Raw genomic sequence first — 16,642 nt, 5'->3', positions numbered from 1 at the left:
CATGTCACAGGCTGTATTAAACAAACGTCTTTCCGGCGTAGTGCTACACCCCACATCCCTACCAGGTTCACAGTTCCACGGAGGCTTTGGTGCCGATGCCTATCGCTGGGTTGACTGGCTGCAACAAGCGGGATTTGGAGTGTGGCAACTACTGCCATTGTGTCCGGTAGCGGATGGATCCCCGTACAACAGTTACTCCGCGTTTTCAGGAAACCCATACTTTATTGACATAACGTTGCTGCAGCAACTGGGGCTACCCGAATACCATCACCCCGTTACCTGTCACGATGAACACCAAGCCGCGCTAAAAGCAGCCTATGAGTGGCTAATGTGCAACTCAGACTGCAAAACCAATGTAGAATTTCAGTCATTCAAGGCGCAGGCCTCATGGCTGAATGACGCAGCCCTGTTTACAGTGATCAAACAGCAACACCCTGAACGCTGGCTTGATTGGCCTACACCTCTGCGCGAACGGGAAAACGACACTATTGAGCGCTACAGAACCGAATTCAAAGAACAAATTGATCTGCAGGCCTTTACTCAATTTGTCTTCTACCAGCAGTGGCATAATCTTAAACGTTACGCTAACGATAGAGGTGTATTGATATTCGGTGATCTGCCTATTTTTGTAGCCCATGACAGTGCAGACGTCTGGGCAAACCGAACATTGTACAAGTTAAACGAAGATGGCAGCCCTTACGTGGTAGCCGGGGTGCCCCCTGATTATTTCTCGGTAACAGGTCAGCGCTGGGGCAATCCTATCTATCATTGGCAAGCTCACAAAGACAGCAACTTCGCCTGGTGGCGTCAGCGAGTAAACCACTGCCTTAGCATGTATGACGCAATTCGAATCGACCATTTTCGCGGATTTCTGGCCTGCTGGGAGATACCAGCAGATGAAACCACCGCTATCAACGGACACTGGGTGACCTCGCCAGGAAGCGAACTATTTCAAGCATTACAGGACGAGCATACAAACCTGCCTTTAATCGCTGAAGATCTGGGTATCATTACAGAAGACGTTACAGCGCTGAGAAAGCAATACAATCTACCCGGCATGAAGATTTTACAATTCGCTTTTGATAGCGATGGCAAGAACCCCTATCTGCCTCACAATCATACCCGCGACACGGTTATCTACACGGGAACACACGACAACAACACAACACTAGGCTGGTACCACCACCTAACACCCGAGATCAGACAACGCATTCAAAATTATTACGCTACCCCTGCCGAGCCTATGCCTTGGCCTCTAATCAAAAGTGCGTTGGCGTCACCTGCCCGATGGGCCATGCTACCCTTTCAGGATTTGCTTGAACTCGATGAGCGATACAGAATGAATACGCCGGGTACGACAGAAGGAAACTGGGGTTGGCGCTTTGACTGGAATCAGGTTAACCAAGAGCTTTCACAAAAAATGAAAGCTCTTAACCAGTTATACAATCGTTGAGGCTGACTATTACAGCCAGATCATGGCTCCTGTTTCAAAGCGCTGCCCCAAGCTTGGATGATAAGGATAAACCCGGAGTTTGTAACATTGCTTGCCACTTTCTGCCAGCGTAACCGATAGCGAGTATACGGTTTTACCATCATGCTCTGCTTCCTCATGACTTAATTGAAAGCAGGAATGGCGATCAAACGCCCCCTCTCTGTCCAGTGTTCCAACCAGGCAGTCCACCGTAACATCGGATGCTGAAAGCCCTGCAAGATCCACCACCACTTTGACTTTAAAGGTATCATCCCGAAAAATGGAATCCGCGGGAAGATCCAGGCGTTCAGCACGAACATGAGGCCAGCTTTCGCGAACTCGATGCTTCCATTCTGCCAGCGCTTTTGACACCTGATACTCATCCGCATGCAGCAATTGACCGTGACGAATTGCAGGGCTATAGAAATCTCTCACATAGTCCATCACCATACGTTGGGCGTTAAAAGCAGGTATCAAAGATTCCATGGCGTTTTTACTTTTTTCGATCCACTCCACAGAAAACCCATGGCCATCACGCTCGTAATATAAAGGCACCACTTCACTTTCCAGCACATCCATTAATTCATTCGCTTCCTCACGATCACGAAAGTCCGGCGAAAACTGAGGGCCGTGAGGGGTAATAGCCCAACCATTCTGACCGTTGTATCCCTCATCCCACCAGCCATCTAACACCGACAGGTTAAGCACGCCATTGATACCAGCCTTTTGCCCGGATGTTCCACTGGCTTCCAGAGGATAGGCCGGGTTGTTCAGCCACACATCCACACCGGTAACCAGCTTTCTGGCCAGTGCCATATCGTAATCTTCCAATAACACTATGCGGCCTTCAAACTCAGGATCATGGGCAAAAATGTGTATCTGGCGAATAAACTCCTGCCCAGGGTGATCGCTTGGATGCGCTTTACCAGCGAATATCAACACTACTGGCCGCTCTGGATCATTTAACAAGCGGGACAATCGAGCGCGATCAGAGAAAATGAGCGTTGCACGTTTGTATGTCGCGAAGCGTCGAGCAAACCCGATGGTTAATATGTCGGTTTTTCGAGGTTTTACGTATTTAGTCAAACGCCGAATCTGTGACTCACTGATACCGTTTCGGCGTTGCTGCTCTACACTGCGATCGTATACCGCTTCCAGCATTTTCGCTTTTAGGGATTGCCGCACGCTCCAGAAGCTGTGATAAGGGATATCCCATGTTTTACGCCAGAACTCAGGGTTAAGCAGCTCGGTACGCCAACCACCGCCAAACTGTAGATCGAACATGTTAACCCATTCATTAGCAAGAAACGTCGGCACATGCACCCCATTGGTAACATGTCGAATCGGGTTTTCTTCAGGCTCGATCTGCGGCCAAATATAACGCTCCATTTCTGATGCAACTTGCCCATGTATACGGCTTACCCCATTATGGAAACGGGAGCCTCTCAATGCCAGAGCGGTCATATTGAAACCATGGCTATTTACCGGGCTCGACCCCAGGCTCAAAAAGTGCTCCATGCTGATTCCGAGTTCCCCGACGTATTCTGAAAAGTAAAACTCAATCAGCCGGTGATCAAAAATATCATGCCCTGCTGGAACCGGGGTGTGGGTTGTAAACACGGTATTGGCTGCCACTGCTTCTAGTGCAGCGGCAAAGCTCATACCCTGACTCACCAACTCACGACACCGCTCCAGCACCTGGAACGCGGCATGCCCCTCATTTATGTGCCAAACAGTCGGAGCTAATCCCAATGCGCGTTTGGCCCGAACACCGCCAATCCCCAGCACCATCTCTTGCAAAAGTCGATTGGTACTATCGCCACCGTATAGTTGATAGGTAATTCGGCGGTCTTCCTCACGGTTAGCAGCCAGATCACTATCCAGTAAGTAGAGGTTATTGTGTCCAACTCGAGCTACCCAAACTTTCAACTCGATAGAACGCCCTGGCACCTGGATACTGACTTGAACCGATCCGCCGTGTTCGTCCAAGGCCGGCTGCACAGGCAGATCATTAAACAAAGAAGGCTTATACTGGGCCTGTTGATTGCCGTGACTGTCAATTTGCTGGGTAAAATAACCCTGCCGGTACAGCATACCCACCGCAGCAAAGGGCAGCCCCATGTCGCTGGCTGCCTTACAGTGATCCCCAGCCAGAATCCCCAAACCACCAGAATATATCGGTACACTTTCGTGAAGCCCAAATTCCGCGCAAGAATAGGATATCAGATCGGATTGTGAGTTAATCAGTTTGCGTACAACCTTGCCACTTTTCGCCTTAAGGTAGCTGTCATAGGTCGATATCACCTTGGCAAAATCCTGCATATAAGCCGGGTCATCTGCCGCTTCTTCTAACTTACGCTGATCTATCCTGCGCAAAAAGAGTTTAGGGTTATGCCCTGTGCGTTCCCACAGCTCTCGATCCAAACGAAAGAACATGCCACGAATCTGACGATCCCAGCTGTAAATCAAATTGTTAGCAAGCTCCTCCAGCCGCTGCAGAGCCTGGGGGATTTTTGGCTGTACTTCGATGCTATAGAGAGTTCCGGGCATAATGCGAATCCTGGCAGATTTGAGAACAGTATTATGGCAAACTGGAATTAAACCAAACAATCATTACAAAGCGTATGACGTCAATCAAGCTGCATCACATCATGCAAGATTCGATGCATGTCATATGAGCTAACTGCGCTTAAGTGTTTACAGGAGCAAGCAAAAAGCATGATCACCCTGCTGGCTGATATTGGTGGCACGAAAACCCAACTTGCTCTGATGAATCATTCTGGCGTATTGGTTCGCAAGTGCAAGGTATTAAATAACGAGTACCGCGATATCGAGGGCGTTATAGATGAGTTTTTGGCACCTGAAACGGAAACGCCGCACTACGCTGTACTTGCGGTAGCGGGCCCGGTTGATGGCGGTATTCGCTGCCAAATGACCAATCTACCCTGGCTAATAGACGGTGAGGCACTCCGTGATCGGTTTAATCTACGAAGTATTGTATTACTAAACGACCTGCAAGCTACAGCATGGGGAATGACGTCCACTTCGGTGCAAAACCAGCTGACCCTTCTACGCAGAAAAAGGTTGAATTTTGACCAGCCGGTAGTGGTCATCAGCCCAGGAACTGGCCTCGGACAAGCCTGTATCGTGCCTCATGAAGGTGGTTACTGCATAAAAGCCACCGAAGGAGGTCATAAATCCATAGCTCCATTCAATAAATTGAGTGCCGATTTGCTGCACCAACATTGGCAACAACATAATTTTCCACCCAGCTGGGAAAACTGGTTTTCAGGCTCAGGCCTCGGGCAACTGTATCAGGCAATGTTCCCAAACGAAGCCGCCCCAAACAACCAGGCAATGAGTGATAATGCCTTATCCAACCCCGACAGTCACTGCGGGCAGGCAATACAACTATTCACCCAGGCGATCTACGCCGAATGTGGGAATCTTGTCCTACAGTATTTAGCATGGGGCGGAGTAATCGTTGCGGGGGGCATCCCTCCCAAACTGGAATCTTTTTTCAGCCTGCAAGGCAACATCGACTACATTCACCGTAAAAACGAGTACGTTGATCGGCTAAGAGCTGTACCGGTTGCCTTGTGTAAGAATACTGACATTCCCCTGGTAGGTGCTGCGCAATACTGTATCAAACACATGATGACCTAAAGTTGCACCTGTAACACACTCTTCACGCAGCAGCGCTTCATATCTGCTTAGGGTCTTGCTACTCTAGCAATAACATCTGTTCAGAGGCCGAAGGCATTGGAAAACTCCGCCACAGAGTGGTTCTCACGTCGAAGCACATACACCGCATGGAGCACCGAGTCGGCTGAACGGGTTCTATTGCAGTCTCATTCGGCTCCGTTCTCGCCACAACGAATACTTCAGACGTTAATCGTACTGCAAGCTTTCTTTGGGTACATCCCCCCGCAAGCGCAAGAATGGCTCGTGCGCAAAACCGGAACCCATATAGCAGACATCCGCAGCCTTTTGTCATTCTATAGCTTTCTGGTAGACACCCCGCCACCGGCTTTTCATTTACGCTTCGCCAACAACATCATTGAACAGCATGCTGGTTTAGATGAACTGCATGAGCGCGTTCAAGCAGAGCTCTGCGGTACCGACTGCATCATTGAAACCACCTCGTGCATTGGTCTTAGCGATCATCCGCTGCCTGTGTTGGTAAACGGTTTTCCGGTCACTCGTCTTGACATGAACAACGTCCACGACTTCTGTAATTTGATTCGCAGCAAAACACCATTGGAATGCTGGCCAGAATCCTGGTTTGGGATCAACAACGTCGTCCGCCATAGTGGCCCCTTAACCCGCTACCAGTACATCCCCGGCCTTGGCATTAAGAACGCTCAGGGATTAACTCGCGAACAGATTATTCAACAGGTTGGAGATGCAGGGCTGCGCGGCCTGGGAGGTGCAGGCTTTCCCACTGCATTCAAATGGCATTGGTGTGAACAGCAGCCTGAACCCATCAAATACATTGTCTGCAATGCCGACGAAGGCGAACCCGGTACCTTCAAGGATCGGTTTTATCTCACCAAACAGATGGATCGGGTTATAGAAGGTATGGCAATTGCTGCCCGCGCAGTGGGTGCGAGGAAAGGGTATATCTATCTGCGAGGTGAATATCTCTACCTGTATCAAGCCATTCAACAAGAGTTACAACATGCTAAGCAGATCGGCATATTGAACGATTTATTTGAAATCGAGCTGCACTTGGGGGCAGGAGCCTACATTTGTGGTGAAGAGTCTGCCTTGATCGAATCCTTGCAAGGTAAGCGCGGCATCCCAACCAGCAAGCCGCCCTACCCCGGAGAGAAAGGATTATTCGGCAAACCAACCGTGGTGAATAACGTCGAGACTTTTGCTTCAGTTACTTATATTTTTCAAGAAGGCAGCTCCGCATTTCACAGTATGGGCACAGAAAAATCGAAAGGCAGCAGATTACACAGCGTGTCAGGTGACTGCGAACAACCTGGGCTTTATGAGCTGCCCCAGGGTACGCCGCTTTCTAAACTACTGAGCTTGTGTGGAGCAAAAGCAACTCAGTGTGTACAGGTTGGTGGGCCATCAGGTCAGCTACTGTTTCCTGACCAATTTGACACAACGCTGGATTTCGAGGGGCCGGGTCATGGCGGCGCGATTATGATTTTTGACACAAGTCGATCCGTTATGAGCATCACCCAGAATTTTTCTAATTTCTTTCGACATGAAAGTTGCGGATTTTGCACACCTTGCAGAGCGGGTACGGTGGCCTTAACCCATCTGTTAGAACGCTACACCAAACTACCAGAAAACAGACAGCAAACGTCCAAAGATTTACTGGAGCTGACAGAGCTGATGAACAAGAGCAGTCACTGTGGGCTCGGAAAAACTGCCGGACAACCGGTTGCAAGCATGTTGAGATGGGCCAACGACCATGACCGATGAATTAAACTTTCTGCTGGATGGCGTAGAAATCCCCTTTCATAAAGGGCAGACCATCATGCAAGCCGCCACTGCCGCAGGAGCATACATTCCCCATCTGTGCTTTCACCCTGATCTTGCTCCCCATGGTAGCTGCAGACTCTGTATTGTAGATGTTAACGGAAAAACAGTGTCCTCATGCACCCAACCTGCCGAAGATCGGCAAGAGGTTCACAGCAACATTCCAGAGCTCCAGCAAGCACGCCTTCGGCTGATACAGCTTCTGTTTGCCGAAGGCAATCATTTTTGCCCCAGTTGTGAAGTCAGCGGGAACTGCCAGCTTCAAGCTTTGGCTTATGATTTAGGCATGACCCACTATCATTACGCACCATTTTCAGCTGTAAGAGCACAGGATGGCAGTCATCCAGAATTATTCATCGACCGGGATCGCTGTATTTTATGTGATTTATGCGGTCGAGCTTCCTGCTCAAGTGATAACAAAAATGTGTATGGTCTTTCAGGACGAGGGGAGCAAACTCATCTTATCTTTCGCAGCAATAGCGGCAATCTGGCTGACACAGCAGCGTCAGTAAATGATCATGCTGCTCACATCTGTCCAGTAGGGTGCATTCTGCCCAAACAAGGAAACTATATGCAAACCATCGGCAACCGCCTATACGACAATGCCCCTATACATAAGGTAGGCAATCATCGCATGGACGATTCCACTAGCGCCAACAAAGGCCATACCAATGAATAAGCCGAAGGTAAGAGTCGCCACCTGCTCACTGGCAGGGTGCTTCGGTTGTCATATGTCGTTTCTGGATATGGATGAAGCCATCATCCCACTTATAGAAAAAATTGAATTCGATCGCTCTCCACTGACTGATATCAAGTCTATTGGAACCTGTGACATCGGTCTGATCGAAGGCGGGTTGTGCAACGAAGAAAACAAAGAAGTTCTACATCAGTTTCGTCAGCACTGCACCCTACTGGTTGCTGTGGGCGCCTGCGCAATTAACGGTGGCGTGCCGGCCATGCGCAATCACTTTACTGTGGATGAATGCCTGGAAGAATCATACCTCAATGGCCTCGGTGTCATCGATGCACAAATCCCATCCGATGCAGAGCTACCAAAGCTGCTTAGCAAAGTCATTCCTCTACAGTCAGAGGTTAGGATCGACTATATCTTGCCGGGTTGCCCACCGCCTCCGCAGGCTTTTCTAGAGTTAATCAATGCCATCATCGAAAAGCGGGAACCCGTTCTGGACTATCACAACAGGAGATTCGACTGATGACTCGCCGTGTTGCCATCGATCCAGTAAGCCGAGTAGAAGGTCACGGCAAAGTTACCCTTCTAGTCGACGATGATGATCGCATCACTGAAGCTCGCCTGCACATCGTTGAGTTTCGTGGCTTTGAGAAGTTTATACAGGGTCGTCCCTATTGGGAATTGCCGTTAGTAGTTCAGCGCCTGTGCGGAATCTGCCCTGTGAGCCATCACTTAGCAGCTGCAAAAGCTATCGATCAAATCGTCGGGGTATCACAGATAACGGAGCCTGCATTGGCTTTACGTCGCTTGATGCATTTTGCCCAGGTTTTGCAATCCCATGCCTTGCATTTCTTCCACTTAGCATCCCCGGATCTCTTATTTGGATTCGATAGCGACGTTGCGAAACGTAATATTATTGCAGTTATTCAACAACATAAAACATTGGCTCTGCATGGTGTACAAATCCGCAAGTTCGGACAGCAAGTGATCGAAGCCATTTCAGGAAAACGCATCCACGGCATCGCGGCTGTAGCCGGTGGAATGAATGCCCCTTTGACACGAGACAAAATAACCCCTTTCAAGCAACAATCTACCAATATTATTAACTGGTGTTCCGAAACAGTTGAGCTGGTAAAAACGCTATTCCTAAGCAATCGCGACTTTCATCATCAGTTTGGCCTGTATCAATCCCCATTTCTGAGCCTGGTAGGCCCGCAAGATCAATTAGAGCTTTATGATGGTGACATCAAAGTCATAGACGCCAATGGCTCACTCATGCGCCGACACCCATGCGACCAATATCACACGCTCATTCAGGAACAGGTTAAGTCTTGGAGCTACATGAAGTTTCCATTTTTAACAGGGCATACTCCTGAAGAGGGATGGTATCGCGTTGGCCCTCTGGCACGCTTAAATACTTGTAGCTTTATCGACACACCCAAGGCCGAAGCCGCCAGGCAGGAATACTTATCCTATTTTAAAGCGCCCGTTCACTCACCGCTGGCATTTCATTGGTCTCGAATGATAGAAGCCCTACATTGTGCCGAAGCGATTGAGCGAATGCTGGATGACCCGAGATTGCTGTCACATGATTTACTGGCGACAGGAACCAAACGGCACGAGGGGATCGGCATCATTGAGGCACCGAGGGGCACTCTGATCCATCATTACAAGATAGATGATAACGACCAAGTGATCATGGCCAATTTAATCGTATCAACCACTAACAACAATCAGGCCATGAATGAAGGCATTCGCAAGGTAGCCTCGCAGCACCTGAACGGAAAAAAGCTCACGCCTGAACTACTGAATCTAATCGAAGTGATTATACGTGCTTTTGATCCATGCCTTTCCTGCGCTACCCATGCAGCCGGTAAAATGCCTTTGCAGTTAGAACTTCAAACCCAGACAGGCTCGACCATCGATCGACTGCAACGCAACAGTGACGGCAGCATTCACCATGCTGATTAGCATCTTCTGTTTTGGCAATCCATCAAGGGGTGATGATGCCGCAGGTGAGCATATTCATCAGTGGCTTGGCCAAATCATTTCCAATGACTCGTTAACCAATAAGGATATCAGTATTAGGCTTGTAGTTGACTTTCAACTCGAACCAGAACACATCTTCGATTTAGATGGAGCTGATCTCGGCATATTTATTGACTGTCATTTGGCAACAAAGGAAGCGTTCCTGTGGCAACCTGTAGATGTCGGACAACAACTGATGATCACCAGCCACAGCGTCACAACTGAAAGCCTGCTTTATCTTTACGGGAACACATTGAATAAAGCGCCCCCACCGTGCTACCTACTGGGAATAGCTGGCAGCCAATTTGGTCTCGGCGACCCCATATCACCCACCACGAAGAATAACCTGGATGCAGCCAAAGAATTTCTTTTGGAAAAGCTCAGTTCAAACCACGCTCTGCAAGCGCTTGTTTACGATAGGCTCCAGGCGATACGCCCTGCCAACGTTTAAAGGCATGATAAAAATTCGATGTATCCGAAAAACCTAACAGTTCAGCAAGGGCATCAACATCAATCGACGGATCAGCCAGATCCCGCAATGCGCGATCATGACGACACGCATCCCTTATCGCTACAAAAGATGTATTTTCCTGTTTCAATTTACGCTGCATGGTGCGAGGGGTCACATTAAAGTGAGAAGCCACATCCTCGAGCGAGGTTGAAGCCACACCTATATTACGAGCAATATAATAATTCACCTTTGCTGCCAGTGACTCCCTGCTTTCAATCGAACGGAGCTTTTCTTTGGCCAGAGTTTTCACACCATCATGATAATCAGGATAGGAAGTGAGCAAGGGCTCCTGCAACTGTGCTCTGTCGAACACCACCTCATTACGTACACTACCGAATTCTACACAATCACCAAAAATACGATGATAGTGATCCAAATATTCAGGCTTATCATGAATGAAGCAAACCCGCTTCAGACGTACACCTTCGGCAATAATTGCATTGGCAATGGACACCACGCTAGAAGCGACCACATCATGATGCACAGGCAGGTTTTCTCGCACCATTGTACTATCAACAGAATAAACCAGAACCGCATCTTGACCTTTAATCTCAAGTGAAAACGTTGTAAATGGTGTAATCAAATCCTTGAACTGAAACAATTCATCCAATGCCTCCTGCACATTCTGACTGGTAGCAATCAGCTGCCCAACAAGATCAAGGCTGTGGTACTGAATTGATTCGCCAAGCAACAGTCCAAAGGCAGGATTATCCATCACATCGTAGGCTGCGTTAAATATGCGCAACTGCTGAGAGATGCTCACATAGGTGCCAGAATCTCGCTCCACGGCCAACCCAACATCTGCACGGGTCAGAATACTTTCGATATTGAGACGATTTTTGATAGCGAGATCCATAATAGCCGGGATGATCGCTGCAGGAACCATGCGCTCTTTCATTTTCAACTCAATTTAACGGTCATACGATATATTTTCATTTAGTATCCCAGTCTATCACACAATCAAATCACCATTGACGCAGGCTAACTTGCCTCTAACTCAAGATAGCGAGCCAGTTTCACATGCAACTGCTCATAAGAAATGGGCTTTGTTAGATAATCCACCATCCCCACCTCCAATGCCATGTCTCGATGCTTCTGTAATGCATGAGCTGATAACGCTATGATGGGGGTGTGCTGCACGTTTCTGGATTTCTGCCAGCGAATAATTCTGGATGCTGCCTCGTATCCATCCATAACCGGCATTTCGCAATCCATTAGAATCAAGTCAAATTGCTGCTCCTGCTGTACAAATTCCACCGCTGCCCGACCATTATCCGCGACTTCAGGCTGAATCCCCATCTTAGCCAAAAATTCAATTAATACACTCTGATTAATTTCGTTGTCTTCTACCAATAGAACACGGCTTGCCTTGCTTATCTGGCCCACTGGTTGCTGACGATTCATAGGAGCCTGATTCAGGCCCAAGTCAGGTTCAAGCACTACACCATCAAAAAGCTCCAGGACTATCGATTTCTCTGCTATCTCAACGGCATCGGGCATACCAAGCGGAATGTCAAACCAAAAGCAGGCCCCCGCTCCCAGCTCGCTCTTCACCCCCATTTGGCCTCCCATTAATTGAACAAATTGCTGGCTAATGACCAACCCCAAACCTGAGCTGACTCGGCTAGAGAATTTATCAGAATTCAACTGACTGTATGATTGAAACAGTTTGTTTTGATCTTCTGCAGCAATGCCCATCCCCGAATCCTCAACTTCGAATCGCAGCACCAATTTATCGTTATGGATTTGATCCGTGAGATGAACGTTAATGTGAACAAAGCCCTTTTTCGTGTATTTAAGAGCATTTGACAGAGTGTTTAGTAAAATTTGTCGAATCCGCACGCTATCGCCAATCAGATTCAGCGGCGTGCCTGGCGCGATCATGCATGCCAATTCGATTCCTTTCTGACGCGCATCAAACTCGTAGATTGAGCATGCATCTGAAAGTAAATCCTGCAGTTGAAACAGATCTGAATTCAGTTCCATCTTACCGGCTTCCATGCGAGAAAAATCCAGCATGTCATTTATAACCTCCAGCAACCCTTTTCCGGCATTCTGTATAGCGCTGATATAACGTCGCTGATCTTTATTCAAGGGCGTCGTATCAAGAAGCTCCATCAGGCCAAGCATACCGCTCATTGGCGTTCTTATTTCATGGCTCACTTTTGCAAGAAACTCAGTTTTGGTATGGCTTTCATCTTTGATGAGGCGCATTTTCTCACTCATATCAACGCGTTCAAGCTCCATGCTCTTTATCCGTATGCTTATCGCCACCGAAAGCACAACTAACTCAACCATCCATACGGTGCTCACGCCATAAGTAATCCAGCGCACGTCTGACTTGAGAAAGAATATATTCAGCACGATCCAGATCACCAGGATGAACACCATACCAAACCCTAACAAATAGACCTTCGCTGGTGCGTAACCTTCCAACCACCGCTGAACACCGATCACCAGTAAATAGCTGCATATCGCCAGTGTGTATGCGGAGATAAGAATATGCATCAGGCGCATTGGTGCGAACAATGTCAGTATAAACAGTCCAAAGGTGCCATAAACCAGCGCTTGCCCTACCCGGCGGTAAGCAGTACGAGAACCTTTTAATTCAAGAAACTCGGACGAAAACAGTAATGCCGAGCCAACCCCTATACAAATGGCCAAAACTGTTCCAACATCCTGCATCTCCAACGCAATCCAGAAAGGTGCCAGTGTACCGTCCATAAAACTCATATACGCCATCCCCCCTAATACATGCGCAGAAAAATAAGCGAATACAATCTTTTTGGTTAATACATATTGGATGATGTTGTAGAACAGAAATGCCAGAGCCACTCCGTACATCGTACCCAGAAACCGTTCCATTACGTGGGTGTGCTCGATATAAGACAAGTTATCGTAAGCACGCAGCGGCAGGAGTATATTGGTGTTTGATCGCACCCGGATCAAACAATCCAAACTCTGAAATGCTTCTATTGGGAGAGGGAAGACGAAGTTTCTGACTTTTAGTGGGCGGCTGTCGTACTGAACATGATCACCTGACGGGTAGTATATGGGGCCCTGCTCCGGGCCGGAACAATACATCTCGACCTGATCCAACACGGCATAATCCACTTCAAGCAGCAACATCCGTTTATATACATATGGATTATTCAAACCAAGGTAAAACCATACGCTGCCCTTGCGGAATCCAAGATTAGGCACACCGTCTGGCAACAACTTGAATCCACCCCGATTAAAGTGATCAAACGCTTCTTCAAAGGAGGCGCGCCCATTTTTGTCATGCCAAAACAACAGGTATGGGGCAAGATCATACCCATCAACTTTAAGAGGAATTGAGGCAACTGGGTGGCTTGGAGCGTCGGTATCCCCATGAACCGGTGTGACAAGAAACAAAAGCAATCCTGTCAGAATAGCGAACACTGTCCCCAGCTGGCATTTGCCAAACTCCTTGTGAGCCCTGATCACGCTCTAATACTGCCTTGTATGGTTATTTTGTTGTTATGAGAGCCGCCAGAATATACTGACTCACCCTGTCAGCTCAATCATTCAGAGCTGATTGTCTCTTCGTCAGACTGAAATTGATCACCCCACACGGAATCAAAGGGCTCGGGCTTGCTAATATGATATCCCTGAGCATAATCAACTCCCAATTCCTTCAGAATATCGAGAATTTCCTGATTTTCTACAAATTCCGCTACCGTCACAAGCCCAAACACCTTGGCCACTTCGACAACAGCCTTAACTAAGGCACGATCCTCTGCTTCTGTAACCAAGTGCCGTATAAATGAGCCGTCAATTTTCACCAAATCAATGGGCAACTGTTTAATGTGGTAGAGCGATGAGAACCCGACACCAAAATCATCCAATGCGAATTTGCATCCCAGCTTCTTAATATCCCGCATTTTTTCTGCTGTGGATACCGCATCCTCAACCGCAGACGTTTCGGTAATTTCAAAGATAATTTCTTCTGTATTCACGTTATAGTGTTTCAGTTTGCGCGATATTTCGTCATACAGATTTGGGTTTCTGAATGAAATCCCCGATAGGTTTATTGCAAATACAGCCGCTATCCCTTGTCTTTCCAGTTTTTGCTTGTATTCCAGTACTTTGTCTACAATGCGCAAATCCACTTCCTGGATTAGCCCTGAAGTTTCCGCAGACTGTATGAATTTGAAGGTCGGCAGCGGCTTACCTTCCTCATCGGACACCCTCAGTAATGCCTCAAAATGAGATAGGCGCTGCTCGGCAATATTTTGAATAGGCTGGAAAGCAACATTAAGGCTATCTGTCGACAGCGCCTCTTTCACCTTCTCGTTCCAGTAAACACGCTCATGGGTGCGCTCTCGATCCTGCTCTTCTGGCGAGTAGATGTGCCAACCGTTACGTCCGGATGCTTTGGCCTGATACATGGCGATATCAGCATTGGCGACCAGATCATCAACGTATTCCCCATGATCAGGAAACAGTGCCACACCGATACTGCTGGACACGCGATGCACACGATTACTGCCCATTACTTCCACACCATTAAGTGCATCACACAGGCGGGCAGCGACTTTGGCGGCCCCTTCCATATCCACCTCACGCACCAACATGGCAAATTCATCACCGCCCAGACGAAAAATCAAATCGGAGTCACGCGCTTCTATGCGCAGGCGTTCAGACACCCTCCGCAGCAGGTCATCTCCAACCTTGTGGCCACTGGTGTCGTTCACATCTTTGAACTGGTCGAGATCAAAAAACAGGATGGCCCCGGATCGATCATAACGTTTAGCGTGGGATATGGATTTCTGCAGCTCCTCGCCAAAGCGACGCCTATTAAACAGCCCGGTGAGCGTGTCATGGGAAGCCAACCAACCCAGGCGCTCCTCTGCCTCTTTGCGCTCACTGATATCCAAAGCGATGCTGAGTATCTGATGCCCCTCTTTGCTGTTAGGCAACAGGGAGTGATACCACGCCATATGCATGGTTGTGCCGTCTTTTCTCACCACCGCTGACTCGTGGTGCAGTTCATTTCGAAAGCCATTAGCCAATTCATTGATCTGGAATTGAAGGTCAGGCAACTGTTCACTTTGCGGCAACAACCAGAAGAACGATTTGCCAACCAGTTCGCCGGTATCGTAGCCGGTGATCCAGCTACAATGGTGATTCACCATAGCAATGGTACCGGTGCGATCCTGAGTCAGTATCAGGGCGTGGGCTGTATCCAGAATACCTTGCACGAAATGCTTCTCGGCTTCCAGATCCACCGTTTTTTTCTCCAGCTCCTCAGCCCGGCTGTGCAATTCAGACTGCAGCTCTTCCAATAAATGGGATAGCCGCATGGCCGAACTGTTCAGCACATCACTTTCATCAGAGAAAGGAATGTCGCGATGCAGCGCCGTCAGTTCTTGCCGAATATGGGTGAATTTTTGGGTGGCCAGCATCGGTAACACTGAAGCCATTGCCCGTAGGCGATTGAGAGGCCCCCACAACGTGGTCAACAGCACCAGCTCTGCAAAGATCAGCCCCACCACACCAAATACCAAGCCATTTCGCTGCAGGTTCTGATGCTGCATCATCTCTGCTGTCACGTCTGAAACAATGTATAGCTCCCCTTGCCTGGGAAACACTGCACCTCTCAGCGGGCGTAGCACCACTTCAAAAAAGCGGTTTTTTTGCTGCACCAGAATACCGTTGAATACTTCTGCCCGACTGTGCTGACGCGCCAACTGTTGCAACATACCCAACGAACCGGATTGGTTGGTGGCGTAGACAACGTCACTGCCCCAGCCAGAAAGGTTATTGGCCTTGTCTACGGCCCCTTGATTACGTCGCACCGCAAGCGAAATATCCGCTTTCGACAAAGCATGCAGGCGCTGAATCACCTGATCCATATAGGCACCGAACACCACCATACCTTTGCCCCATCCTTCCAGCTCCAGTGGTACGACCGTATAGACTTCACAGGTATCAAAACAAGACAACGCCGAGCGGCTTTTCCAATCAGAGCGAAACTTTTCCACCATATCAGGAGGAATTCGGGGATCACCCTGCCACAACAGCACATCGTCAGAAGGAGAAAATATCACGACAGAGTTGATTGAGCTCTCATCCTGCAAACGGCTCCAAAATGGCTGTATGCGTTTTATGATCGCATCCGATTGACCGGCACGAATAGCTGACTCAACCCCTTCGAACTGAACCAGCACCCCGGATATCGACTGCATCCGCAACACCTGGCGCTCCAGCAAGGCCTCCAGTTGCTCGACATATCGGTGGGTGCGATCCTTGCCCAACTCCCTTAATTGCAGTTGTGAGGAATAGCGAGACGCCATCATAAAGATGGTAAACACAATCACCAACAGCGCACTGGTTAAAGCCAGCGCGCGCCATTTCAGGCTGATAAATCGCTTACTGTGGTCGGACGTGTGATCAGTCATCTAGAACAGGATCG

At 48.5% G+C, this 16,642-nt stretch carries 11 protein-coding genes; 7 read left to right on the top strand and 4 right to left on the bottom strand.

Annotation, left to right across the window (positions count from 1 at the left end; all coding sequences use genetic code 11):
* The first annotated feature begins 1 nt into the window (after position 1).
* Positions 2-1,453: a 4-alpha-glucanotransferase gene (gene malQ / locus Kalk_RS19780; protein ID WP_101895898.1), complete on the top strand. Its 1,452-nt coding sequence runs from the start codon at positions 2-4 to the stop codon at positions 1,451-1,453.
* 9 nt (positions 1,454-1,462) lie between these two features.
* Here malQ and glgP read toward each other — a convergent pair whose 3' ends face one another.
* Entirely contained in the window at positions 1,463-4,021 is a 2,559-nt protein-coding gene (glgP, locus tag Kalk_RS19775) for an alpha-glucan family phosphorylase (protein ID WP_199767971.1), read from the bottom strand.
* Positions 4,022-4,138: 117 nt separating this feature from the next.
* Here glgP and Kalk_RS19770 point away from each other — a divergent pair, with 117 nt between their 5' ends.
* The 6 genes from Kalk_RS19770 (at position 4,139) to Kalk_RS21280 (ending at position 10,143) form a co-directional block, all read left to right on the top strand.
* Entirely contained in the window at positions 4,139-5,137 is a 999-nt protein-coding gene (locus Kalk_RS19770; RefSeq protein ID WP_101895897.1) for a glucokinase, read from the top strand.
* Between the two features lie 96 nt (positions 5,138-5,233).
* Positions 5,234-6,916 carry an NADH-ubiquinone oxidoreductase-F iron-sulfur binding region domain-containing protein gene (locus Kalk_RS19765; protein WP_101895896.1) on the top strand — a complete coding sequence of 561 codons (1,683 nt, stop codon included), beginning with the start codon at positions 5,234-5,236 and terminating at the stop codon, positions 6,914-6,916.
* Entirely contained in the window at positions 6,906-7,652 is a 747-nt protein-coding gene (locus Kalk_RS19760) for a 2Fe-2S iron-sulfur cluster-binding protein (protein WP_101895895.1), read from the top strand. Before Kalk_RS19765 ends, Kalk_RS19760 begins: the two co-directional genes overlap by 11 nt.
* Complete coding sequence (locus tag Kalk_RS19755; protein ID WP_101895894.1) at positions 7,645-8,187, top strand: NADH-quinone oxidoreductase subunit B family protein; 543 nt, start codon at positions 7,645-7,647, stop codon at positions 8,185-8,187. The genes Kalk_RS19760 and Kalk_RS19755 overlap by 8 nt, the downstream gene beginning before the upstream one ends.
* Positions 8,187-9,635, top strand: coding sequence for a Ni/Fe hydrogenase subunit alpha (locus tag Kalk_RS19750; protein ID WP_101895893.1), 1,449 nt, complete (start codon positions 8,187-8,189; stop codon positions 9,633-9,635). The genes Kalk_RS19755 and Kalk_RS19750 overlap by 1 nt, the downstream gene beginning before the upstream one ends.
* Entirely contained in the window at positions 9,625-10,143 is a 519-nt protein-coding gene (locus Kalk_RS21280; RefSeq protein ID WP_158643608.1) for a homospermidine synthase, read from the top strand. The genes Kalk_RS19750 and Kalk_RS21280 overlap by 11 nt, the downstream gene beginning before the upstream one ends.
* Here Kalk_RS21280 and Kalk_RS19745 read toward each other — a convergent pair.
* From Kalk_RS19745 to Kalk_RS19735, 3 genes are all read right to left on the bottom strand, one after another.
* The gene (locus tag Kalk_RS19745) at positions 10,073-11,101 is read right to left on the bottom strand and encodes an AraC family transcriptional regulator (RefSeq protein WP_101895892.1); all 1,029 of its coding nucleotides are present in this window, start codon (positions 11,099-11,101) and stop codon (positions 10,073-10,075) included. The genes Kalk_RS21280 and Kalk_RS19745 overlap by 71 nt on opposite strands.
* 83 nt (positions 11,102-11,184) lie before the next feature.
* Positions 11,185-13,599 (bottom strand): hybrid sensor histidine kinase/response regulator, encoded by a 2,415-nt coding sequence (locus tag Kalk_RS19740; RefSeq protein WP_158643607.1) that lies wholly within the window; start codon positions 13,597-13,599, stop codon positions 11,185-11,187.
* Between the two features lie 149 nt (positions 13,600-13,748).
* A complete protein-coding gene (locus Kalk_RS19735) occupies positions 13,749-16,628 on the bottom strand; it encodes a bifunctional diguanylate cyclase/phosphodiesterase (protein ID WP_101895890.1) in 2,880 nt (959 codons plus the stop codon).
* Positions 16,629-16,642: the final 14 nt, after the last annotated feature.

This window comes from Ketobacter alkanivorans (genome assembly GCF_002863865.1).
Classification (GTDB): domain Bacteria; phylum Pseudomonadota; class Gammaproteobacteria; order Pseudomonadales; family Ketobacteraceae; genus Ketobacter; species Ketobacter alkanivorans.
Note: the sequence above shows the minus strand (reverse complement) of the source record. Positions and strands in the feature narration are given on the sequence as shown.